At 40.3% G+C, this 23819-nt stretch carries 26 protein-coding genes; 18 read left to right on the plus strand and 8 right to left on the minus strand.

Features of this window, described 5'->3' with window-relative positions:
• Positions 1-441: 441 nt before the first annotated feature.
• Positions 442-987, plus strand: a complete 546-nt coding sequence (locus tag IGI38_RS03605) for an ECF transporter S component (protein ID WP_438726801.1) — start codon at positions 442-444, stop codon at positions 985-987.
• A gap of 57 nt (positions 988-1044) precedes the next feature.
• Here the strand turns inward: IGI38_RS03605 and IGI38_RS03610 are convergent, their stop codons facing one another.
• The 5 genes from IGI38_RS03610 to IGI38_RS03630 all read right to left on the minus strand — a co-directional run bounded on the left by IGI38_RS03610 (position 1045) and on the right by IGI38_RS03630 (position 7537).
• Entirely contained in the window at positions 1045-2793 is a 1749-nt protein-coding gene (locus IGI38_RS03610; protein WP_438726803.1) for an NADH-dependent [FeFe] hydrogenase, group A6, read from the minus strand.
• Positions 2794-2805: 12 nt separating this feature from the next.
• Entirely contained in the window at positions 2806-4683 is a 1878-nt protein-coding gene (locus IGI38_RS03615; RefSeq protein WP_438726806.1) for an NADH-ubiquinone oxidoreductase-F iron-sulfur binding region domain-containing protein, read from the minus strand.
• 111 nt (positions 4684-4794) lie between these two features.
• Positions 4795-5295 (minus strand): NADH-quinone oxidoreductase subunit NuoE family protein, encoded by a 501-nt coding sequence (locus IGI38_RS03620; protein WP_438726808.1) that lies wholly within the window; start codon positions 5293-5295, stop codon positions 4795-4797.
• Positions 5296-5865: 570 nt separating this feature from the next.
• Positions 5866-6765 (minus strand): carbohydrate kinase family protein, encoded by a 900-nt coding sequence (locus IGI38_RS03625; protein ID WP_438726811.1) that lies wholly within the window; start codon positions 6763-6765, stop codon positions 5866-5868.
• 25 nt (positions 6766-6790) lie between these two features.
• A complete protein-coding gene (locus IGI38_RS03630; RefSeq protein WP_438726814.1) occupies positions 6791-7537 on the minus strand; it encodes a MurR/RpiR family transcriptional regulator in 747 nt (248 codons plus the stop codon).
• A 239-nt stretch (positions 7538-7776) separates the two neighbouring features.
• On the opposite strand from IGI38_RS03630, the gene IGI38_RS03635 reads away from it, so the two are divergent.
• The 13 genes from IGI38_RS03635 to rsgA all read left to right on the plus strand — a co-directional run bounded on the left by IGI38_RS03635 (position 7777) and on the right by rsgA (position 18858).
• The gene (locus IGI38_RS03635) at positions 7777-8625 is read left to right on the plus strand and encodes a class II fructose-bisphosphate aldolase (protein WP_438726817.1); all 849 of its coding nucleotides are present in this window, start codon (positions 7777-7779) and stop codon (positions 8623-8625) included.
• A 10-nt stretch (positions 8626-8635) separates the two neighbouring features.
• Positions 8636-9640 (plus strand): zinc-dependent alcohol dehydrogenase family protein, encoded by a 1005-nt coding sequence (locus IGI38_RS03640; protein WP_438726819.1) that lies wholly within the window; start codon positions 8636-8638, stop codon positions 9638-9640.
• Positions 9641-9652: 12 nt separating this feature from the next.
• Positions 9653-11314, plus strand: a complete 1662-nt coding sequence (locus IGI38_RS03645; protein WP_438726822.1) for a PTS system mannose/fructose/sorbose family transporter subunit IID — start codon at positions 9653-9655, stop codon at positions 11312-11314.
• A 20-nt stretch (positions 11315-11334) separates the two neighbouring features.
• Positions 11335-11775 (plus strand): PTS sugar transporter subunit IIA, encoded by a 441-nt coding sequence (locus IGI38_RS03650; protein ID WP_438726824.1) that lies wholly within the window; start codon positions 11335-11337, stop codon positions 11773-11775.
• Positions 11747-12220 (plus strand): PTS system mannose/fructose/N-acetylgalactosamine-transporter subunit IIB, encoded by a 474-nt coding sequence (locus IGI38_RS03655; protein WP_438726826.1) that lies wholly within the window; start codon positions 11747-11749, stop codon positions 12218-12220. The genes IGI38_RS03650 and IGI38_RS03655 overlap by 29 nt, the downstream gene beginning before the upstream one ends.
• Before the next feature lie 19 nt (positions 12221-12239).
• Entirely contained in the window at positions 12240-13001 is a 762-nt protein-coding gene (locus IGI38_RS03660; RefSeq protein ID WP_438730284.1) for an SDR family NAD(P)-dependent oxidoreductase, read from the plus strand.
• 22 nt (positions 13002-13023) lie between these two features.
• Entirely contained in the window at positions 13024-13755 is a 732-nt protein-coding gene (locus tag IGI38_RS03665) for a GntR family transcriptional regulator (RefSeq protein ID WP_438726829.1), read from the plus strand.
• Between the two features lie 14 nt (positions 13756-13769).
• Positions 13770-14378 carry an AAA family ATPase gene (locus IGI38_RS03670; protein WP_438726832.1) on the plus strand — a complete coding sequence of 203 codons (609 nt, stop codon included), beginning with the start codon at positions 13770-13772 and terminating at the stop codon, positions 14376-14378.
• A gap of 260 nt (positions 14379-14638) precedes the next feature.
• On the plus strand, positions 14639-15199 hold the full coding sequence (locus IGI38_RS03675; RefSeq protein ID WP_438726835.1) for an MmcQ/YjbR family DNA-binding protein: 561 nt from the start codon (positions 14639-14641) through the stop codon (positions 15197-15199).
• Between the two features lie 86 nt (positions 15200-15285).
• Complete coding sequence (locus IGI38_RS03680; protein WP_438726838.1) at positions 15286-16233, plus strand: LacI family DNA-binding transcriptional regulator; 948 nt, start codon at positions 15286-15288, stop codon at positions 16231-16233.
• Between the two features lie 37 nt (positions 16234-16270).
• A complete protein-coding gene (locus IGI38_RS03685; RefSeq protein WP_438726841.1) occupies positions 16271-16651 on the plus strand; it encodes a VOC family protein in 381 nt (126 codons plus the stop codon).
• Between the two features lie 103 nt (positions 16652-16754).
• Entirely contained in the window at positions 16755-17093 is a 339-nt protein-coding gene (locus tag IGI38_RS03690; protein ID WP_438726844.1) for a carboxymuconolactone decarboxylase family protein, read from the plus strand.
• A gap of 514 nt (positions 17094-17607) precedes the next feature.
• Positions 17608-18858, plus strand: a complete 1251-nt coding sequence (gene rsgA, locus IGI38_RS03695; RefSeq protein WP_438726846.1) for a ribosome small subunit-dependent GTPase A — start codon at positions 17608-17610, stop codon at positions 18856-18858.
• A 34-nt stretch (positions 18859-18892) separates the two neighbouring features.
• Here rsgA and IGI38_RS03700 read toward each other — a convergent pair whose 3' ends face one another.
• The gene (locus IGI38_RS03700; protein WP_438726849.1) at positions 18893-19312 is read right to left on the minus strand and encodes an Lrp/AsnC family transcriptional regulator; all 420 of its coding nucleotides are present in this window, start codon (positions 19310-19312) and stop codon (positions 18893-18895) included.
• Between the two features lie 142 nt (positions 19313-19454).
• Between IGI38_RS03700 and IGI38_RS03705 the strand changes: the two genes are divergently transcribed.
• Both IGI38_RS03705 and IGI38_RS03710 read left to right on the plus strand, forming a co-directional pair.
• Entirely contained in the window at positions 19455-20048 is a 594-nt protein-coding gene (locus IGI38_RS03705; RefSeq protein ID WP_438726852.1) for a DJ-1/PfpI family protein, read from the plus strand.
• 97 nt (positions 20049-20145) lie between these two features.
• Positions 20146-20610 carry a VOC family protein gene (locus IGI38_RS03710; RefSeq protein WP_438726855.1) on the plus strand — a complete coding sequence of 155 codons (465 nt, stop codon included), beginning with the start codon at positions 20146-20148 and terminating at the stop codon, positions 20608-20610.
• Between the two features lie 47 nt (positions 20611-20657).
• On the opposite strand, the gene IGI38_RS03715 is transcribed toward IGI38_RS03710, so the two are convergent.
• Positions 20658-21278 (minus strand): PadR family transcriptional regulator, encoded by a 621-nt coding sequence (locus IGI38_RS03715; protein ID WP_438726858.1) that lies wholly within the window; start codon positions 21276-21278, stop codon positions 20658-20660.
• A 25-nt stretch (positions 21279-21303) separates the two neighbouring features.
• Complete coding sequence (locus IGI38_RS03720) at positions 21304-21681, minus strand: hypothetical protein (protein ID WP_438726861.1); 378 nt, start codon at positions 21679-21681, stop codon at positions 21304-21306.
• A 156-nt stretch (positions 21682-21837) separates the two neighbouring features.
• Between IGI38_RS03720 and IGI38_RS03725 the strand changes: the two genes are divergently transcribed.
• Both IGI38_RS03725 and IGI38_RS03730 read left to right on the plus strand, forming a co-directional pair.
• Complete coding sequence (locus IGI38_RS03725) at positions 21838-22656, plus strand: MerR family transcriptional regulator (protein ID WP_438726864.1); 819 nt, start codon at positions 21838-21840, stop codon at positions 22654-22656.
• Between the two features lie 73 nt (positions 22657-22729).
• On the plus strand, positions 22730-23776 hold the full coding sequence (locus IGI38_RS03730) for a BtrH N-terminal domain-containing protein (RefSeq protein WP_438726867.1): 1047 nt from the start codon (positions 22730-22732) through the stop codon (positions 23774-23776).
• The last annotated feature ends 43 nt before the right edge of the window (positions 23777-23819 follow it).

Genomic DNA, 23819 nt, shown 5'->3' on the forward strand with positions numbered 1-23819 from the left:
TTTTAACCCGCTGAATCGGCGGGTTATTTGTCCTACAACTAGGTAACATGAACAGAAGAGGTTCGATGGGTATCTGAAGAAGTACATGAAATTGAAGGATACGACCCACGATAAAGCTGAACAAGTTGGAGTAGGCTACTCGTTCAACTGAATTATCAGAGGTTAGTAAAAGAAACAGTTCTTAATAGGAACGCCATTTAGATTGGTTAGGCGGATGGTTTTTAACAGAACCGAATGATGAAATGGGCTTAAATAGATAGACTAGTCAAAAAATGATTTTCTATCCATTCCTTAAATCTGGTACAATAAACATATTAAGAAATAGTTAGTAATTATTCATTATTTGCTCATTTTCAAACGGCTGTCACTTTATTCGACATGAGAAGGGAAGTGAAGGGATAACCATTTGTGAATTTTTGAATAAATGGGATTCCCGAAGGTATGAATCGAAAAGCATTATGGATTACTCAAACGGGTGTATTATTGGCTTTATTGATTGTTGTTCAAGCGGTAACCTCTGGTTTAGGCAATACTTTGGTGACCGGTTCTTTGGTGAATCTGATTTTGATTGTTGCTGTTACCACTGGTGGCTTGGCTAGTGGGTTAACAATCGCGTTATTATCACCGATTTTTGCTTTTATGTTCGGGATTGGGCCGGCATTTCCACAAATCGTAGGTTGTATAGCAATTGGAAATGCAGTCTTAGTAATTATCTGGCATGTGATCTCAGGATTTAATAAAAAGCAAAGTATCATGACTTTTGTTCTGGCGACAGTAGTCGGTGCTGTGGCAAAATTCGGGGTGTTGTATCTATCCATTGTAAAGTTCGTAGTTCCTATTTTATTAAAAATGCCTGCGCCAAAAGCAGCGATGGTCTCTGGGGCCTTTTCAGTTCCTCAGCTGATCACAGCATTGGTCGGCGGCGGTTTATCAATTTTAGTAGTTCCAGTACTATCTAAAGCATTGAATCACCAAAGAGTGAGATAATTTACCCCAAAAAAAGGAGCCCCTATTCGATAGTTGATTAGGGGCTCCTTCATTGTATTACGCTTTAATTATTGTGCGGTCACGGTAACTGGTATGGAGAATGTGATGTGCTTTTAAGCTTCCTGGTTTTTCCAAAAATTCCTGATAGATTTTTTGGACGATCGGACTTTCGTTTGATTTGCGCAAGCCTTTGCCTTTATCCTCCGAGTAGAGAGCAGCTGCGCGTTTTGTCTTCAGATCAACGAAGTTGCGTACGGAAGCTGGCTGAACAGGTTGTCCCCCGCCATTGATACAGCCGCCAGGGCAGCCCATGATTTCTACGAAGTGATAAAATTTCTCGCCAGATTCGATTCGTTTAAGTAATTTCTTCGCATTGCCGATTCCAGATGCAACAGCTACATTGATCGTCGCGCCGCTCATTTCATAAGTTGCTTCTTTGATGCCTTTCATTCCTCGAACTTCTGTAAATTCTACTTGTTCTAATGAATGACCAGCTAACGTTTCTGCTGCAGTTCTCAATGCCGCCTCCATAACGCCTCCTGTAGCACCAAAGATGTAGCCTGCTCCAGTTGCCTCGCCAAGTGGATTATCGAAGTTCTCATCTTCTAATTCTACAAAACGAACGCCCGCTTTATCGATCATACGTGCTAATTCACGGGTAGTTAACGCTATGTCGCAGTCAGAATACCCCGCTGCCGCTTCATCCTCACGGGTTACTTCGAATTTTTTGGCAGTACAAGGCATGATACCGACTACAAAGATATCTTTGGGTTCGATGCCTTCTTTTTCTGCATACCAAGTTTTAGCCAAGGCACCAAACATTTGCTGCGGCGATTTACAAGTTGAAAGGTTAGGAATCAGTTCTGGATGATAGTGTTCACAATACTTGACCCAACCTGGTGAACACGAAGTGAACATAGGGAACGGTCCGTTGCTGCCAACGCGTTCTAAGAATTCATTTGCTTCCTCCATAATAGTGAAGTCTGCGGCAACATTCGTATCAAAAACCTTATCAAAGCCGATTTGACGTAATGCGGCGACCATTTTTCCTTCGACATTTGTACCGATCGGCATATTGAAGGCCTCACCTAAAGTAACCCGAATAGAAGGAGCGGTCTGCACAATTACATGTTTCGTTGGATCTTCCAAGGCCTCCCAAACCTCTTGCGTCTGGTCTTTTTCATGGATTGCTCCTGTCGGACAAACAACGATACATTGTCCACAAGAAATACACGGCACATCGCTTAAATTTTGCTCATAGGCACTTCCAATATGTGTATTGAATCCGCGATCGTTTGGTCCAATCACGCCAACGGCTTGCCACTTCGAGCATGCAGCGACACAGCGGCGGCAGAGGATACATTTATTATTGTTGCGAACCATGTGAACAGCACTGTCATCGAATTCGTACGCACAGTTTTCCCCGTTGAAATAGTCTTCATCCGCTACGTTAAACTCCTTACAGAGTTTTTGCAGCTCGCAGTTTCCGCTGCGAATACAAGAAAGACATTTTCGTTCATGAGTTGAGAGGATCAGCTCCAAAGTAGTTTTTCTTGATTCAAAAACTTTTTTCGAGTTGGTCTTGATATCCATGCCTTCACTGATCGGATAGACACAGGCAGTCACTAAACTGCGGGCACCTTTAACCTCTACCACGCACATGCGGCAGGCACCGATTTCGTTTATTTCTTTTAAGAAACACAAAGTAGGTATATCAATATTGTTGATTCGAGCTGCTTCGAGAATCGTCGATCCTTCTGGAGCAGTACAGATTTTTCCGTTGATTGTTATCATAACTTCTTTCACTTGCTCCACCTCCTATATGACCGTGATCGCTTCGTAGCGACAAGTATCAATGCATAAGCCACATTTCGTACAGATCGACTGATCAATTTCATGAACCTGTTTCACTTCACCACTGATGGCACTTACTGGGCAGCCTTTTGCGCAAGCCCGGCAGCCTGTACATTTATCTGGCAATATCCGATATTGAATTAGATTCTTACACACACCAGATGGGCAGCGTCGCTCTTCGACATGGGCCAGATATTCCTCTTTGAAATATCGGAAGGTGGAAAGTACAGGGTTAGGCGCTGTTTGACCGAGTCCGCAGAGTGAATTCTCTTGAATGTGGTGACAAAGTTCCTCCATTCGATCCAAGTCATCTAGCGTTGCTTTCCCCATAGTGATCTTCTCTAAAATTTCTAACAAACGTTTTGTTCCAACACGACAAGGGACACACTTACCGCAGCTTTCCTCTACGGTAAATTCTAGAAAGAACTTGGCGATGTCGACCATACAATTGTCCTCATCCATAACGATCAATCCGCCAGAGCCCATCATCGAACCAATACTTTTCAGGTTTTCATAATCAATAGGAACATCGTAATGCTCTTGTGGAATACAGCCGCCGGAAGGGCCGCCTGTTTGAGCCGCTTTAAATTTTTTCCCGTTTGGAATACCTCCGCCGATATCTTCAACGATTTCTCGTAACGTCGTACCCATGGGTATCTCTACCAATCCAGTGTTTTGAATTTTTCCGCCTAGTGCAAAAACCTTCGTTCCCTTTGATTTTTCTGTTCCAAAACTAGCAAACCATTCGGGGCCCTTAAGGATGATCTGAGGAATATTTGCCAGAGTCTCAACATTGTTTACGATGGTTGGTTTTCCAAATAATCCTTTGACTGCTGGGAAAGGCGGGCGTGGACGCGGCTCGCCGCGATGTCCTTCAATACTTTCTAGCAATGCAGTCTCTTCACCACAAACGAAAGCGCCAGCACCTAGACGTAAATCTAAATCAAAAGAAAAATCACTGCTGAAAATATGTTTTCCTAAAACACCTTTTTCGCGAGCTTGCTTAATTGCGATCCGTAAACGATTTACAGCAATAGGATATTCTGCTCGAACATAAATGTAACCTTGATTCGCTCCAATCGTGTAACCTGCGATAGCCATAGCTTCAATGACAGCATGCGGGTCGCCCTCTAAAACTGAACGATCCATAAAAGCTCCTGGATCACCTTCATCTGCGTTACAGATGACGTATTTCTGGTCAGATTGACTGGCTTTGGCAAAGGACCATTTCATAAAGGTGGGGAAACCAGCGCCGCCGCGGCCTCGCAAGCCGGATGTTTCCAACGTACTCAATACGTCATCGCGAGAATAGTCGTTCACTACTTTTGCTAAAGCTTGATAACCATCAAACGCGACATATTCTTCGATCTTTTCCGGGTTGATCCGTCCGCAATTGCGCAACGCGACACGCTTTTGCTTATGATAGAAAGGGGTATCCATCAATTTGTTGATAATCTCTTTGGTTTCATTGTCGTGGTACAATAGTTTTTCAACTAATTTTCCTTTAACTAAATGATCCGAAACAATCTTCTTGGCGTGTTTTGGCTGAACTTGATGGTAGAAGACAGCCTCTGGATAAATAATGACAATCGGACCTTGTGCACATAGACCAAAACATCCAGTTTTAACGATATTCACTTTGTCCGTTAAACCATTTTTAGCCAATTCCTCTTTTAACGTATCGACAAAATCACTGCTTTTAGATGAAATACAGCCCGTTCCCGCACAGACGAGTATTTCTTTTTCATAATGATTTTCTACATGCTCTTCATCTTCTAGGCGCATGGTGATCATTTGACGATGGGTATCCCGAAGCTCTTTTAACTCATTCCAATCTCTCATAGTAGTTTACTCCTGACTCTTGAGGTTTCCTTCAACAACAACAATCTCCCAAAAAAAGTATGTAATTAATAGGTATCAGTTTTTTTTGGAAAAGGTAGGAGCAGCAATCAGCTATTCTTTTTTTTGATATGTAACCAGCACTTTATCGGCCTTTTTCTTCGACAACCGGCCATAGACTTCTTCATTAACTGTTAGTACGGGGGCTAAACCGCAGGCGCCGATACAGCGGCACGATTCTAACGTAAATTTGCGATCACTCGTTGTTTCACCAGATTCGATGTTCAACTCAGTCTCAAAAGAATCTAAAATATCTCCAGCTCCTTTAACGTAGCAAGCGGTTCCCATACACACGCTAATCGTGTATTCTCCTTTAGGGACAAACGTGAATTGCGCGTAGAAGGTAGCTGTGCTATACAATTCTTCCATTGGGAGATCCAATTCTTTTGAAAGCCTTTTCATTATTTTGATAGGTAAATAGCCATAAATCCTTTGAGCCTCCTGTAAAGCGGGCATCTGTACACCACGTTGGCCTTGTAATTCCTCTATGCAGGTTTGTAATTCTTGTTGCTGACCTTCAGTTTCAACAAATTCAAATACTGTTTCTGGACTCATATGCTTTGTCTCCTCCTTTCTTAATAGTAAATCAAATTTTCCGTATGAACTTAACAAAAGAATGTCTAGAAAAGTTATTCTATATGAAATAAGTATATCAAAAATAAAGGTCGGTTTGTGATTAATTAGTCAAATGAGAATGAGAACTGTTCTCGAATGATTGAACTCCTAAGCACAAACGCAATTCAGCTGGGGTAAGAACTTATAAGGTTTTTTAAGATTCGGAAAATACTGTTATTAAAAATGTTGTAGTCCGTTTTGCTAAATTGCCTAAGAATAGATAATTATTGGGTAATGCATTTTTTAGTATTTCGTTTTGTTATTTAATCCTTTGTTTCAATTCGCATTGAATAAAAGATGCAAGGGGGGATAACATTGAAGGAGTCTTTTCAAAGTGATAATAATTTTACATTAGGATGATAATCATTCTAACTGCATAGCCTATTCGCAGCATAGATGAGGGGGAGAAACCTGATTAAACTAGAAAAAGGCCTTGAACGAGAAGTAGTCAACTATACTTAAAGCTGACTACTTCTGTCATGACCTCTTTTGTTCCGATAAATTATCTGCTCATTCTTTTTCTGTGGCAAAAGATCTCGCTGCTTCTGATGAAGGGATCGAAGTCTGGCCACCGATTTTCATAACGGATAGCGCAGCGGCGGCTGAAGAAATGGAAATCACCTCTTCGAGCGGGTATTTTTGATCGAGACAAAAGGTAAAAGCACCATGAAAGATCTCGCCCGCACCGGTAGTATCTATTGGCTTCACTTTAAACGCGGCAAAATGGTGGATCGATTCCTTAGTCTGCCAAAGACATCCACGATCTCCTAACGTGATTACTAATTGATTGTTGTTAAGTAGGTGTAATCGCTTGAACACTTCAGTAATTTGTTCTTTTTCATCAAGTTGAATTTTTATCCCAGTAGCTTGATATGCAAAATCCTCCGAACAAACTAAATAATCCACCGTTGAGATCAATTCAATTAATTCTGGTTTATATGTTCCGGCATCCATAATCGAGCGGGCATTTGGATATTTCTTGATCGCTTTTAATGCCACATCCAGCTCATGTCCATCTACAAGTAAGGTACTAGGGTCCTTTTGTGGCCAAGTAATCAGAAAATCCTGCTCCTTCATTGGTGAGTTCAAAATCGTTCGATTGCCGTTTTGTTTATTGACAACGATACTGCTTATGCTCGTTGCTTGATTGCGATCATAGTAAAGTAACGAGGTATCGACTTTTCCCATCTTTAACGTTCGAGCGATTTCTTGACCGAAGATATCTTTACCAACACGAGCGATCAAAGCCGTTTCTCCCCCCCATAACCCGCATAAATAAGCAGCATTTGCGGCAGGGGCCCCCATACATTCGTGCCGTTCATGAATTCGATATTTTTGATTTTCAACCAAGGTTTCGTTAACCGGAAAAGTCAAATCGTAGACAGCTTGACCAACACATAAAATACTCATATTTACTCCTTTCGCAGGACGAGGTCTACAGACCGATGTATTCAATAATGGTACGAGTAATCACCAGTAGAGGAATACGAGAATAGACCATTTGTTCACTGGCCTCCATAATTTTTTCAGAGTGACCGATCAACGTAATGTGAGAATATTTCTCAAGATCGGTGGGTGTTTTACAGCAAATGCTGATTACTTTTGCATCGCAGTCACGAGCGGCTTTAGCAGTTTGCGCTAATTCGGGAGTACTGTTTTTAAGTGAAAGAATGACTAACGTATCATTTGTTGTGATGATGCGATGGAATTTTTTCATCCACATAACATCCTTTACGATGATTGCGTTATACCCTAATAGTTGCAGATACATCTGTAACTCGTCAGCAATCAAAGCCGTGAATCCACGAGCACAAATGAAGATTCGATCCGCATTTTTTAGATACTCGATTGTTTGATAAATATCTGTAGAACTGATTGAATTGATTGTCTCGGTGCATTCGCGGTAAGACTTTGCCAAGATATTATTGACTACGTAAGGAGCATTGGCAGATTCTGCGGACTCTTTTTGCTGGGAAATTTTGTAACGCAGTTCATTGATACCTGAAAAACCGCATTTCTGAATAGTTCTTGAGATTGTCGCGGATGATGTGAATGTTTTTTCTGCGATTTTGGTGATTGACAGTTCAGGAATGAGCTGTTCATTTCGATTCAAGAAATCAATGACTTTCTTTTCTGATTCTGACAGACTTTGATAAACATCCTTCTTTATATCAATGATCATAATCTTCCTCCTAACTCATTTTCTCATAGTTTATCATGAATAGATTTTCAGGATTTCCCGAATTTGGAAAAAAGCTGTAAGGGTTTTCCTTTTTAGTCTATAGCTTTTCCAAATTTGACATTATATGATTAAGACGAATCAAACGTACGTATATTCTAACATTTTTATATTTGCAGAAGATATAAAAAGATGGCCATCTTTTTTGTTAGTGATTCAGATAATCTTAGGAGGAGTTCTTGATGTACGTTACTTTAAAAGATGTTTTGAAAGACGCAAATCAGTTAAATATGGCGATTGGAGCATTTAATACTCATAATTTGGAAATGCTGCCGGCAATCATCAAAGCGGCAGAAAAACAAAAGGCGCCTGTAATCATTCAAACAAGCTGTGGTACAGCAAATTACGTAGGTCATAAAAACCTTGTAGCAGTAAGCAAATCAATGGCTGAAGAATATGGTGTGGACGTAGTTCTACATTTAGACCATGCGAAGGATTTCGCTGAGATTCGCAAAGCAATCCGAGCGGGCTACAGTTCAGTCATGTTCGATGGTTCTTCACTTCCGTTTAAAGAGAACATTCTTGGAACGAAACAGGTGGTCAATTTTGCCAAAGAATATGGGGTGAGTGTGGAGGCAGAATTGGGAACAGTGGGCGGTACAGAAGATGGGATCGTGGTCAGCCAAGAGGACGTTTTCTACACAGATCCAAAAGATGCCGTCGAGTTTGTCAATGAGACCGGCATTGATGCTTTAGCTGTAGCGATTGGAACTAATCACGGTCAATACATGTCGAAAACGGATATTAGCTTTAATCAGTTAGAGAAAATTAAAGAGGCTGTGGCTATTCCTTTAGTTATTCATGGTGGAACAGGCGTGAAGGAAGATGATGTGAAGAAAGTCATTGATTTAGGGATTCGTAAATTTAATGTGGGGACAGAACTGCTAGTTGGCTGGAATCGGAAATCAAAAGAATGCTACGACATAAATAAGGAAAATGTCTCAAATCGCGACAATGTTGTTCCTTGTTTAGAGACAATTGAAGAAATCGTAGCTCGTAAAATCAATTTATTTAAAAATATGAGTGAATGAGGAATAAAAAATGAAAGCAGGATATTATGTAGGGGATTATACCTATGAAGTACGAGAGATTCCCGAACGAGAACCAATCAAAGATGAAATCAAAATTCGGGTAGCTTGGTGCGGATTATGCGGAACAGATGTCCATAAATTTCAAGGGAAAAACGGTGCTAGTGTAGTTGTACCGCCAATTATTCTAGGGCATGAATGCTCTGGGATTGTAACGGCAATTGGACCTGAGTGTAAGTATTTCAAACCTGGTGATCGTGTCGCATGCGATCCCAGCTACGGCTGCGGGAAATGCAACTGGTGTCAGCAAGGATTCCCCAATTTTTGTTTGGAACGACATGGGGTAGCCAAAGGTTTTTCGGAATATGTTTATCCGCCAGAACAAAACGTTTATCACATCGCTGATTCATTAGATTTAGAAACGGCAGCTTTCACTGAACCTTTATCCTGTGCGGTTCACGGCTTAGATCTGATCCAGATTGAAAGTGGTAAAACAGTTGCGATGTATGGTATGGGGGCGATCGGTTCCTTAATGCTGCAATTGATTAAATACAGCGGTGCCAGCGAGGTCATCGTGATCGAACGTGAAGCTGAAAAAAGAGCTTTGGCTTTAGAACTAGGGGCGACCTTAGCGGTAACTGATCAGGAAATCGAAGCAGTTGCTCAATCAAAGAACATTGATTATGTGGTGGAATGTATCGGGTTGAAATCAACGATGGAGCAGGCGATCAAGATTGCTGGCAAAAATGGCAAGGTCCTGTTGTTTGGTTTAGGTGATCCAGAAGAACCAGTCTCTTTTAATCAATTTGAAGCTTATACAAAAGAGTTAAGTATTTTTACTTCATATTTGAATCCCCACACATCAGAAAGAGCGATCAAACTTTTGGAAAGTGGATTGATTGATACGAAAAAAATTATCAGTGCTGAAATAAGTTTAGAGGAAATTGGCGAGGAGTTAGGTGCCTTAGAATATTCCCGCAAAGGAAAAGTGATGGTCTATTTAAGCAAAGAACATTAGGGAGGAAATGAAATGGTAGTATCAGCAATTTTGGTTGCAATATTGGCAACGATGGGTCAGTGGTGGTTCTTTGGTCCTGTAACAAAATGTTTAGTTTATCCATTAACCACGGGAACTTTGGTAGGTTTATTCATGGGCGATCCGATGCTTGGGATGATGGCGGGTGCCAATATCCAATTGATCTACTTAGGCTGGATTTCTGCTGGCGGAACGATGCCCAGTAATACCATCGTTGCCGGAGTCTTCGGGACGGCGATGACGATTCTATCTGGAGCAGATGCAAAAATGGCAGTTACTTTTGCAATTCCCTTCAGTATGTTGGGATTATTATTAAACCAAGTTTACATGACAGTTAACGCTGCTTGGATTCACCGCGCGGATAAATTACTTGATCAGGGTAATCTGCGGGGCGTCAGATTAATGAACTTTGTGCCATCGGCATGTATGGCTTTTATTTTATATGGTATACCCGCTTTCCTATTGGTTTATTCTGGCAGCGGATGGGCGCAGCAATTGATCGATATGGTACCAAAACATGTAATCAGTGCACTCGAAGTTGTTGGCGGAATCATGCCAGCACTGGGGATCGCTATGCTATTAAATTATTTAGGGAAGAAAAAGCTGATTCCGTGGTTCTTCGGCGGCTTCTTCTTAACTGTCTATTCTGGATTAGGGATGACCGCGATTTCGATTTTCTCAGCAATTATCGCTTTAGTGATGTATTTGAACAGCAATCATAAAGAAGAAAAGGTCGAAAAGAAAAAAGTCAAGCGCTTGTCTGTTAATAAGAAAATCGATGCTATTGAAGTTGCGAATGAAAGTACACAAATGGCGACTTCAGCGCCAGTCGTTGAATACACTAAAAAGTTGACGAAAAAAACATTGGTTAAAACATGGTTATGGACGACCAGTACGGAAGCTTGCTATAACTATGAGCGTTTGCAGGCTTTAGGTGCGGCGAATCTGATGATTACCCCTATTCGCGAACTCTATGATACGAATGAAAAACAAGTAGAAGAGCTAAGAAAGTATATGGTCTTTTATAATTCAGAGGTATTTACGATTGGACCGATCATCAATGGAATCGCTTGTTCAATGGAAGAAGCCCGAGCGAATGGCGAAGATATCGAAGCGAAAGACATCAATGCGGTTCGAACTGGATTGATGGGTCCGGTTGCCGGGATCGGCGACACGGTGATGCAGGGGATTCTATTTCCGATCATCTTTGGGATCGGTTGTTCGTTAGCGTTGGAAGGCAGTTTCTTAGGACCAATCTTATCCTTTGTCGTTTTTGAAGCGCTAATTTTTGGTTGCGGTTACTTTATGTTTATGACAGGATATAAGCAAGGAAAGACATCCCTTTTGAAGATCTTGAAGAACGGCACGATCGACCGGATTATCAACTCATTTAGTATCGTAGGATTGATGGTTGTTGGAGCGATGGCAGCGAGTCGAGTAACTGTCAATACACCTTTGGCGATTAAGGTTGGTCAAGGAACGACGAAAATTCAAGATGTTTTAGATTCATTGGCGCCAGGGTTAATTCCTCTAGGTTTGACTTTGCTGGTTTGGTGGATGTTGAAGAAAAAAGTTAACACGCTTTATATTATTGTTGCGATTTTTGTAGTAGGTATTTTGGCTTATTATTTGGGCATCCTAGGATATGTAGCCTAAAAAATGAATGAGGTGAAAGTATGGTCAATGTGGTCGTGATCAGTCATGGAGAATTTTGCGAAGGATTACTGAGCAGTTTGAAAATGATTGCGGGAGATACCTATGGAGTCAAGGCAGTACCTTTAATTCCCGGAGAAGCACCTGAAAGCTATCGTGAAAAATTAGCAGAGGTTTTGTCTAGTTATGAAGACAAAGAAAGCGGCTTTTTGATTCTTTCGGATATTGCGGGAGGTACACCGTTTCAAAGTGCGGCTTATTTATCCAAGAATTTCAAGATCGGACTGGTGTCGGGGATGAACATGCCGATGCTGCTGTCACTGACATTGGGAAAAACAGCAGAAGATACGCTGGATGTATTAGTGGAAAAAGCAACAACAGAAGATTGTATCGGTATCCAAGGCAAGGTATTTGGAAGAGGGGAGCGGAAAAAACGTGCAAAACTTAGTATTAACAAGAATTGATGACCGTTTGATCCATGGTCAAGTCATGACTGCTTGGATCAAAAATAAAGGCGCTAATCAAGTGGTCATCGTGGATGACGGTACAGCCAATGATGAATATATGATCGAAGTGTTGGAAATGGCAATCCCAGAAGAAATTGCCATTGGGATATTTACCAAAGAAGAAGGGGTTCAATTTTTCAGTCAAGGATTAGACGAACCGACGATTCTTTTAGTAAAAGGGCCTGAAGCACTTAATTATCTGGTTGATAATGGCATCCAAATCAAAGAAGTTGACGTAGGCGGTATGGGAACGAGACCAGATCGAAATGTTTTATATAAAAATATTTCAACTAGTCTGGACGAAAATCAACAATTCCAAGCATTACTTGATAAAAAGGTCAATGTCTTTATCCAAGTGATGCCACAAGACAAACCAGTCGGTGTAGATAAATATCTGAAATAGGAGTATAAAAATGGAAAAAATGGACGGAAAAGTCATCGTTATCACAGGCGGCAGCAGTGGGATGGGAGCCGCAATGGCAAGAGACTTTGCTATGCGTGGCGCAAAAATAGCCATCTTTGATTTAGACGAAGAAAAAGGGGAGAACTTGATTGCCGAAATAGGCGATGCGGCAACTTATTATAAAATTGATGTTACTGCAAAAGAAGACATTCACCGAGGAATATCAGCTGTCGAAGAAAAATATGGGCCGTTAACTACGTTAGTAAATTCAGCTGGTGTTTCTAAGATGGTACCGTTTCTGGAGAGTACCGAAGAATTATGGGATCTAACAATGGATGTTAATCTGAAAGCGACATTTTTATGCTGTCAGGCTGCTATTGAACGAATGCTTGAACATGGTGGAGGAGAAATTCTTAATATGTCCTCTTTATCTGGAAAAAAAGCTAGCTCTTGGCAAACCATTTATTGTGCTAGCAAGTTTGGGGTACAAGGATTGACGCAATCAATCGCAAAAGAGTTCGCGGATCAAAATATTCGAGTCAATTCGATTTGTCCTGGTATTGTCTATACCGAAATGTGGGAGAAATTGAAATATGAATATGCTCGAAAGCGGAACATTGATCCTGAAGCAGTTATGGATTATTTCAAAGGAAATATTCCGATGCATCGCTTGGTGGAAATGAAAGATGTAATAAATGCTGCGGTATTCTTATTGACAGAAAAAGCTAGTTACTTAACTGGACAATCAATCAATCTTGTTGGCGGAGAATGGATGGACTAAGAGAGTAGGAGGATGTTGTAGAATGACTTCGTTGGATTTCAGCGGCAGAGAACAACTGTATTATCAGCTGTATGACCGCTTGTTCCAAAAAATTATCAATGGGACCTATACGATCGGGGAGTGCATTCCTTCTGAGAGTGAATTGATGAAGACCTACCAAGTGAGTCGAGCAACTGCCAGGCGTTCAATGGAGATGCTCGCCAACGATGGTTTCGTAAAGAAGCAGCGCGGTCTTGGGACGGTTGTTATTTCTACACATCCAAAACATTCACCTCAACGTGTGGCGAAATATTCAAGAAAGAAAAGATTAGAGGATGTTATCGCAAAGAAAAAAATTATCGAATTCGGTGTGATCCATGCACCGGCTGAGGTTTCTGAAGCTTTGAACTTGAAGCCCGATACGGAAGTTATCTGTTTGAACCGGGTTCGTTATGGTGACACAGAACCTTACTATTTGGAAATCAATTACTTTGAAAAAAGCTATGTTCCAGAAATGTTGAACCGCAATTTTTCAGAAGAGTCACTGCGTGTCTTTCTTGATAAAACCTATAATATTCAGTGGTCATACGCTAGTCAGAAAATCTATTCAATTGCGGCTGCAGGACCTATTGCGGATCTCTTGAAAGTCGGAGCAGGAACCCCATTACTTCATATCAAAAGGGTCTCTTATGACGTAAAAGATACCCCACGAGAATATGTAGATAGTTACTATTTAGCCGATAAGTACCATTTGGAAATAGAACTAACGATATAAAGGAATGAACAGATTTGAAGAAAACTTTGATTTTATTAGCGGGATATCCTGGAACCGGAAAATCCTATTTAGCCAATTTGATTTTAGAAAAATTCCCGAGCATTCAATTTCTTTCACCAGATGATTTAAAAGAAAAAAATTGGGATCTGGATGGTTTTAACAATTTAAGTGAAAAAGAAGTGCTGATTCAAAAAAGCTGGAGTGAGTATTATCAAGAAATGGAAGCAGCATTTCGTGAAGGAAGCAGTTTGATTTCTGATTATCCCTTTAGCGAAAAGCAAAAAAGCCGCTTGAGGGAATTAACAAAGCTGTATGATTTTCAAGTTCTGACGATACGTTTGACGGCTGATTTAGATGTTCTTTATGAACGGCAAAAGATTCGAGATTTAGATCATTCAAGGCATTTAGGACATATCTTACTGCGTTATCATAAAGGAGAAACTAAGCTGAATCATGACGAGGCTGATAATTTGGTTGACTATGAGGAATTCATCAAACGTTGTACATCACGTGGCTATGGTGAATTTTCATTAGGAAAATTGATTGAAATAGACGTTACTGATTTTTCTCAAGTGGATTATCAACAATTATTAGAAGAGATTGGGAAGGCTCTAAACGGCTGAGTTACCTATTAAAAATGTTGAGTGGATGAAAAGTCTACTCTTTTTTTGCTTTTATGTACATAAAAGTGTTCTCGTTAAGCGCTGGTAGAAAGATGCTGGATTCCTTTGTATAATAGAAAAGAGATGGAGAAGATGAGGAGAAGGGATATTTTATGAGTAGGGAAGAGATTTTTTTCCAAAGAAAAAAATTGAATAATCAGAAATAACTGACTTATGGTTTTAGAAAAAATAATGATCATTATACCTATCAGACAACGATTATGGGCGGCGAATTCCAATTAACGGTCACAATCAAAAATTCTGGTAAGGTTACAACTCAATTAATTGAGATAATCAGCGGTGAAGAATACATACTTCATAAAACTTCGGCAGCCGGCTCTTTTGTCGGTTCCGTGAAGAACGAGTATCAAGCAATCCTGCAAGAAATTGCCGATCAGTGTTTTGAAACAGATGTTTTTAAAAATGAACAGACGAAAAGAGTCATCAACTATGTGCAGGACACGTATCAAAATGATTTGGAATTTTTATGGCCAAAAACACCTAGTAACGCTATTTTTAGAAGAACAGATAGTGGGAAATGGTACGGTGCCATATTAACTGTTCAAAAAAATAAGCTTGGTCTAGGCTCAGAAAAGATGATTGAAGTCTTAGATTTAAGAAATGAACCTGAGAAAATTGAAATGCTGGTAGATGGAGTAAACTATTTTCCTGGCTACCATATGAATAAGAAACATTGGTTTACGATTTGTTTAGATGGCTCCATCTCTTTTGAGAAGATAAAAGAACTAATTGACGAAAGCTTTCAACTGGCCGTTAAATAGACCACTATTTTAACAATAATGTGTTGACATGGGACGCGTCCCATAACATATAGTAATACTGTAAAATAAATAGGGAGGTGATAGTTTTGGCAAATATTCGAGATATCGCCGCAATGACAGGTGTGTCTAAAACGACGGTATCAAGAGTGATCAATAATCACCCGTATGTTTCAGAGGATATCAGAGCAAGAGTCCAAGCCGCTATGGAAGAAACAGGATATGTGGTCAACGGCAATGCAGTAAAATTGAGTAATGGGAAAAATTATACGTTAGGTGTAACACTGCCCTATAACAACTCCTGTTATGATCGTTTAGTCAATAGTTTGCTGTTTCATGCTAGAGAAAAAGGCTATCAAGTGTTGCTGTTGCCTACTTATTATGACGAGGAAACTGAAAATGAGTATTACTCACTATTAGAAAAAAGAATGATCGACGGTTTGGTTTTGACTTCTCGCGCCAGCAATTTGGATAATTGGACCAAACTTAAGTCGAAAGGGCGAATCGTCTCAACGGAAAAGGTTGCCAATCCAAAGATTCCGATGATTTTTCCAGATCGGAAAAAGGCTTATGATCGTTTATTTTGTGAATTGGCTGAACAAGGGGTAACCAAAGTCATTTTTACGAATAAGAGAGACCTTAGTCAGAGTACCAGTGCTAAGGATAAAGCGGAATGTTATCAGAAATACTTTGGCGAAGTGATTGAAGGGCAAAATTTCTTCACTGGAATTGAAGACTATGAGAGCGGCTATTCTTGGGCCAAAGAAACCTTCAAGAATTTACCGATTCCTGAAGTAATCTATGCGAATGCTGATGATACTGCCGCTGGAATCATTAGCGGTTTAGGCGAATTGGGGATGACGCATAAACAGGATTATCAGATTATTGGCGAAGGCAATCAATCGTATAGTCAGCTGTTAAACTTTTCTACGATTGATTTTCTGCCAACAGAAATCGGACCAGCAGTGATTGATTATATTTTATCGGATCAGGGAATGATAAACGTGGCTAAAGAACCGCGCTTTATTAAAAGATAGCGTTGTAAACAATTGGTTTTAGAAAGGAATAAAAAATATGCATATTGAACACGTAGCAATTTGGACCAAAGATCTAGAAAACATGAAGACGTTTTACGAGAAATATTTTAGTGTCAGCAGTACCGAGCTTTATCACAATAAGAAAACAGGCTTTAGATCCTATTTTCTAAGCTTCGATTCAGGCAGTCGCTTGGAATTGACGTCTAAGCAGCATTTATCGAACCGAGTGGCCGATAGTCTAGGCTATACTCATTTGGCGATCTCAGTTGGGACTAAAGAGGATGTAGATGCGTACGTTGAAAAATTCTTGGCTGATGGATTCCCGCTATTAAATGGTCCCAGAACGACAGGCGATGGGTATTATGAAGCGGTGATTCAAGATCCAGAAGGGAACTTGATCGAGCTTACCACAGACTAGAATGACCAAGCAGCAGTTGAGTGATCAGCTGCTGCTTTTCTTTTTGAAGTGGTTAAGAAACTTTTGTATGATTAAATGGCAGATAAAAAGGTGGTGAAAAGATTTGGAGAATAGCGGCGAAAGAAAACGCTATAATGAACGATTAGCGCAAGAGGATGAATTTTTTAAGAAGTTTGGTGCACTTGACGCGGAAACCTATCAAGCCAATGTTCTTGATAAGCGGCAAAAGGAACTAATTGGCTTAACCATTTCGATCATGTCAAAATGCGAAGAGTGTATTCTTTACCATTTGGAGGAATGCCAAGAAGCGGGAGTCTCACGTAGAGAAGTGATGGAAGTTGTCAAGATGACGGTAATTGGAGGCGGCTCGGTTCTCTATCCCCTTGCACGAAAGATTTTGAAGCTGTTGGATGAGATGGCATATGATCACAATTCAATTTAAGTTGATTTGTTTTGTCAGCATTTGCTATACTGATAGTGAAAATAAATCAAACACCTATTAACGAATGGAGTATGTTTTGTGAGTGTCACAGGTATCTAATCAATGAGCTGAATAGCCGAATAAGCCTAGCTTTATTTGGTGTGCTTGTGGAAGTGGTATCTGTCGAATGAATGAGAGGCGTGTATTCTCAAGACGATAGTATGACTATCGTCTTTTTTTGTCGTTCTTTTTATAGTCTTTTAGGTGAAGTGTTTATTTTCGCGGCAGGTATCGCTAAATGTTTATAGGGTCAAACAACGAGTTTTTAAAGGCGTAGTTGGATGACATCTGACAAGAATAATAGAAGGAGATCGATGTATGCTATCGGAAATAAAAAGTTCACTAAGAAGCAGAAAGAATAGGACGATAGGAGAAAAACAACTATATGAATACAAGAAGTATCGAAAATCACCCAGCTGAAATGATTGCCCAAATTACAGCTGTGCATAAAGATTTATTTGAGATCACTAGTTAAATGGGAACAGGTTTAGCTAGTGTGAAACGCAGCCGCTATGATAATGGCGAAGAGGTCTATCCGACCACTGGGGATTATGTGGCTGTCGATTGGCACGAAATGGATCACAGTATTATTATGCGAACCTTGCCGCGCACTTCGAATTTGTCGCGGTTGGATTCTTTCAAGGGCAACGAACAATTGATTGCTGCTAATTTTGATTACGTCTTTATTTTACAGTCGTTGAATCGTGATTTTAATCTGCGTCGTTTAGAACGTTATTTGACACTTGCTTGGCAATCTGGGGCGATCCCAATCATTCTATTAACAAAGATTGATCAAGCGGACAGCTATTCGGATCAACTTTTAGCCGCTCAAAATATCGCATTAGGGACTGAGGTTCATGCAATCAGCGCTCGAACTGGCGAAGCGATGGAAGAATTGACTCACTACCTTCAGCCAGATAAAACGGCTGTTTTGGTTGGCTCATCGGGTGTCGGAAAATCGACGTTGATTAATCGGTTATTAGGGAAAGAAGTCATGGAGACGCGAGAGATTCGTGAAAAAGATGGGCGTGGCCGTCATACGACGAGCCATCGTCAATTATTCAAACTGGGCAATGGTGCAAAGCTGATTGATACACCAGGAATGCGGGAGCTTGGAATGTGGGATGTCAGTCAAGGCTTAGAGGAAAGTTTTGCAGATGTCGAAGCCTATTTTTGCAAATGCAAGTTCAAAGACTGTCATCATCAAAGCGAACCAAATTGTGCCATCAAGAAAGCTTTGCGCGATGGAGAATTGTCATCAGAGCGTTGGGAAAGTTACTTGAAGCTTCATGCGGAAGCTAAATATATTAATGATAAAACGGCCTATTTACGGAAGAAAGAAGCATGGCTGAAAGAGCTCAGCAAATCGGTTCGTCAATTGAAAAACAATTATCAGATTACGGCGTGTGCAGAGAGCTTTATTTGCCAAGAATGCGGGCTGCCAGCGAATCCAGAAAGCGCCGGCAGTCAACATCGAAATCATTGTCCGCACTGTTTAGTTAGTCTTCATGTAGATAACCGCCCAGGGGATCGTTCCTCCATGTGCAAGGGGCGGATGGAACCAATCAGCATTTGGTCAAAAGCGGACGGGGAATGGGCGATCATTCATCGCTGTCGAGCATGCGGTACATTGAAAACCAATCGTGTGGCCGCGGATGATAACCAGCAGCTCCTGATTGGGCTAGCAGAAAAAGCCCTGAAGCATCCACCATTTAAAATAAGTTAAGAACGGGCCGCTCAGAAAGAATGAGCGGCTCTTTCTATTCTACCGAATCATTCACAGCAGATGAGAAGACGATATGGGTTGAAGGGGTGCCAAAATGCATCGTCTCATCAATGAATCCTTCTAAAAGTGCCATGTTTTCCGCGACAACCTTAACTAGGTAGCTATAATGACCCGCGATACGATAGTATTTTATGACCATTTTCTGGTTGGAGCAAAATTCACGAAACGCTTTGCAATTGACTGTCTCAAATAAGATAAAGGCTGTAATACTTTTTCCCATCTTTTGATAGTTGATGTTGATCGTATATTTATCGATAATTCCTAATTCTTCCATCTTAGTGATCCGTTCTTTAACAGCGGGAGAACTAAGCGCAACCTGTTGAGCGATTTCGCTATAAGGCACTCGGGCGTTTTCTTTTAAAAGGTTCAATATTTTTTTATCCGTATCGTCCATCTTGTTCCTGCCTTTCTTTTATTAGGTAAAAGGGCCTAAATTCCTAATTATTTAAAGTAAATGGGTCTAAAAACTTTAAAAACAAACTGTAGATTGGAATAGTTATACCTTATCATAAATGAAACGAAAGGGAGGAACTCAAATGAAAAAAATTTTGCTATTATTAGCCAATGGTTTTGAATCCTATGAAGCCAGTGTGTTTACGGATGTATTTGGCTGGAACCTGTATGAAGGAAATCAGAAAACTGAACTGGTCTCGGTTGGTATACACCCTATTTTAGAGTGTACTTGGGGGTATTCCTGTATCCCCAAGTGTCAGTTAAAAGAAATCGATTTGAAGGAGTTTGATGCTTTAGCGATTCCTGGAAGTTTTGAAGAGGCGAACTTTTATGAAGATGCCTTTAGTGAAGAGTTCTTAGCGGTCATTCGAGAATTCGATCAGCAGAATAAACCGATTGCTGCTGTCTGTGTCGCCAGTCTAGCAGTTGCTAAAAGCGGCGTGTTAAAGGGGCGTACTGGAACAACTTATCGTTTCAAAAATAATCCCCGACAGGATCAAATGAGTGCAATGGGTGTTCAAGTGAAATCAGATGAACGGATTGTAGAAGACCAAAATATCATTACTTCTTCATCGCCTGAAACGGGCTTGGACGTGGCTTTTCGCCTATTAGAAAAATTGACTAGTGAAGAGAATACGCTCGAGGTAAAACGAAGAATGGGGTTTGCGGTCGATTAAACGAGTAAAACTCGCATAATCGGGCAAAGTTTGCGAGTATTCGAAATTCCCCTCATGATAAAATTAATAGGAACTCAAATTATTAGGGGGAAAACCGATGAAATTTAGAGGACCAATGTTAGTAGTAAAGGATATTGAACGGGCAAAGAAATTTTACACGGAAGTGACTGGTGTTCGAGTGATCGCTGATTTAGGAGAGAATGTCACTTTGACTGGCGGCTTAGCTTTACAGACTGAAAGCTCATGGACAACCTTTACAAATTGTACGAGTAATTTTTTCACTTACCACGGTAATGACGCAGAAATGTATTTTGAAGAAGAGGACTTCGATGGTTTTATCGAAAAAATTTCAGCATTAGAGGTAGACTGTGTAGGAGAAGACTTGGAGATGCCTTGGGGACAAAAAGTTGTCCGACTTTACGATCCAGATAAGCATATCATTGAAGTTGGCGAGGACATGAAGGTCATGATGAAACGACTGCACGCGACGGGCTTATCCATTGAACAGCTGTCTGAGAAGACTTTCATGTCGCCGAAGATGGTAGCACGGATGTTGAACTAGCAGGCTGTTCTGTTCAAAATTTCAGTATTATTCAGATAAAAAAGGAGCTATTTTTCAATAGTTCCTTTTTTATCTGAATCCATTAGATATAAACGCGCTTTAAATTTTTTAAACCATTCGATTTCAAATTTGGCTTTTTCAATCCCGAGATCCAACGTAGCATATTGAAAATGAGCGATGTCCTTAACATTCTCCAGATTCAAATAATCCACAGCACCGCCGCGTTCTTTTAACTCCATTATCACAGCATCGTCAAATTGATAGCGAGAACCGATAGAGTCATTGATCTGTTCTAAGGAAGCCAATTCTTCTTCCAACGTCTGAATGTATTTTTCTAACAGATCATCACGTTTGGTTTTATCAGTAAAACCCATAAAGAAGAACTTGCTCAGTTCCATATTCTTCTCTTTATAAAGCATGGGTTGAGCAATGGCTTGTTGAAAATACTCTATTCCATTATCTGTAATGAAATAGACTTTTTTGTTTAAGCCGCCTTCAACTTGTTCTTTAAAAGTAATCCTATCTTTATTCAATAACTTCTTTAGGGCAGCTTGGATACTGCCGGTGCTGTCGCTGCTGACGGTTGAAAGAGATTGTTTAATCGATTGTCGCAGCTCATAAATTGTAGAGGCTTGAATCATTAGAAAACCTAAAATAATAATGTCCATTCTTTCACTCCTCGAATTTGTTCTATTATAAGAATACCGTTGCAAAAAAGCAGATTGATCCTATCAAAGCTAATGGGGTCATCACATACTTTTCCTTTTTACTGAAAGACATCAGATTCATCCCAGTATTTAGCAATAAATAAATACCAAAGAAAATACAAACGCCGCGAGCAAGAGAAAGAGGAATGTTCAATGAAATAACTTCCCCGACATAGAGGACGCTGATAGCGGCAATTATTTGAAAGACAAACGCACTGCCGCTCATAAAACGCATATGAACGGGTAAAATCTTGTACTTGCCGCCCATTGTAAACTCACCTAATGGAAAACCGAGTGTTACTAAAAGTGTCAATACCGCCATCAAAGCAAAAATACTTGCCCCTATAATTGAAAAGAGAGTCATTTAGAATTCCTCCTAGTAGTTTGTATTACTAATAGTAACATTACTAAAAGTAATACACAAGGGTATTTGGATTTTTTTCAATTTTTTGATTGACTCCCACGTTACGTGTGACTCTATACTATAGGTAAGCTAGCAAAACAGACGAAGGAGAACTATATGTTTAAAATTGGAGAATTCTCAAAACTATCAAATACAACTGTTCGAACATTGGATCATTACACGGCGTTAGGCCTTCTAAAGCCGAAAGAGATCGATGATCAAACGAACTATCGTTATTATTCAGCCGATCAATTGTCACGCTTGAATCAAATCAAATTATTGCAGCAAACAGGGTTGCCATTGAAAACAATTAAGGAGATTCTTGATACCAATGATTTGGATTTTTTAGAACAGCATTACATTCTTCAAGAGGAGAAATTGCAGGAGGATTTGGATGAACTGTTAAAAAAACAACGAATGGTTTCCCTTCTTAAACAAAACATGAAAGAAGGACAGGACATGAATCAGTACAATGTTGTCGTAAAAGAGATTCCTGAAAGAAATGTTCTTAGTGTCCGCGGGATACTTGCGGATTATACTCTAGAGGGCGAGCTGTGGCAAAAGCTGCAGCAAAGCGTGAAAGAAACCGAAGCTAAAATGAAACAGCCGCCATTAAATATGACTCTTTTTCATAATGTAGAGTACGTTGAAAAAGACGCAGATGTAGAAGTTCAAACAAGTGTGATTGGGGAATATCCGAATACTGAAACGGCCGAATTTATAAAAGCACCGGCCTTTACGATGGCTTCGGTAGTATTCAGCGGCAGCTTCGATCAAATGCCGAAAATTACACAAACAATCGCGAATTGGCTGGAAGTCAACGAGTACAAAATCGTAGGTCCCATGATCAATATTGGTCATGTTTCGCCAGGTGAAGATCTGAATCCTGACAATTGGGTCACGGAATCAGGGTTTGTTGTAGCTAAATCAGCTTAGATTACACTGGTACAAATGGCAGTCATTTAGTGTCTTATTGTGACTGCTTATTTTATTGAGAGGAGCAACCGCCATGAGATATATCATTGAAGAGTTTCAACCTGCTGGTGGGAAACACTGTATTACAAATGCCTTGAAACAAGTTTTTACTTATTACGATTGTCCATTATCGGAGGCAATGTTATTTGGGATCGGGTCCGGTTTGGCCTTTACTTATATAAATTTGGCTAACTCGCCAATGGTATCAGGCAGATCAAAACCGATAGACTTTGAGAAGAAGCTTGCGGAACGTTTAATGATTAGAGCCGTTTGTCGGCAACCCAAAAATTATGAAATCAGTCTTTCGAAAACGAAAGAGCTGATCCAAGAAGGCCATCCTGTTCTGATTTATGCAGATATGCCCTTTATGAAATACTTAGGGTTGAATTCGAACAGCCATTTTGGCGGACACGCGGTCGTTCTATTTGGCTATGATGAAGAGCAAAAGGTTTTTTATGTGAGTGATCGAGATCATTCTGATTATGCGATTCGAACACCTAAAGGGCTGATCGCTAGTGATTATCATTTAGTAAGTTATCAGGAAATGGCGGAGGCACGCAGCAGCAACTTTCGGCCGTTTCCCGCAAATAATAAATATTTAGAATTTGATTTTTCAACGTATGAGCAACCAAATTCGGCAACAGTCATTGACGCGATCAAGGAGACTTGCCAGAGTATGCTGAATCCTCCAGCACAATTATTAGGCATCAATGGAATCGCGAAATTTTCGCGCGAAATTTTAAAATGGCGTTCTTTTGATCAAAAGAAATTAAAAACAGCGGGGATCACTAATTACTTTCAGATTAGTAAAGATGGTGGGACAGGCGGAGGTATTTTTCGCGAGATGTACGGTGAATTTCTGATTGAAGTTGATTCGATTATACCCAATAGGGGAGTTAAGATCGTCGGGGAAAATTTTATGCGATTGGCTGAAGAGTGGGATAGGCTGGCGGAGGATTTGTGGCGCTTAGGTAATACTGGTGATCAGGCTATGTTGAAGCCCATGAGTGATCAAATCATGAGCTTAGCAGAGACAGAGAAGACGCTATTGGAAGAGCTGGACGGTTTGGTTGCTAATTAACGGGACAAAGAAAAAAGTTGATTGAAGACGAGTTCTTCCAATC

It is taken from the genome of Enterococcus sp. AZ128 (assembly GCF_051714485.1).
Lineage (GTDB): Bacteria > Bacillota > Bacilli > Lactobacillales > Enterococcaceae > Enterococcus_A.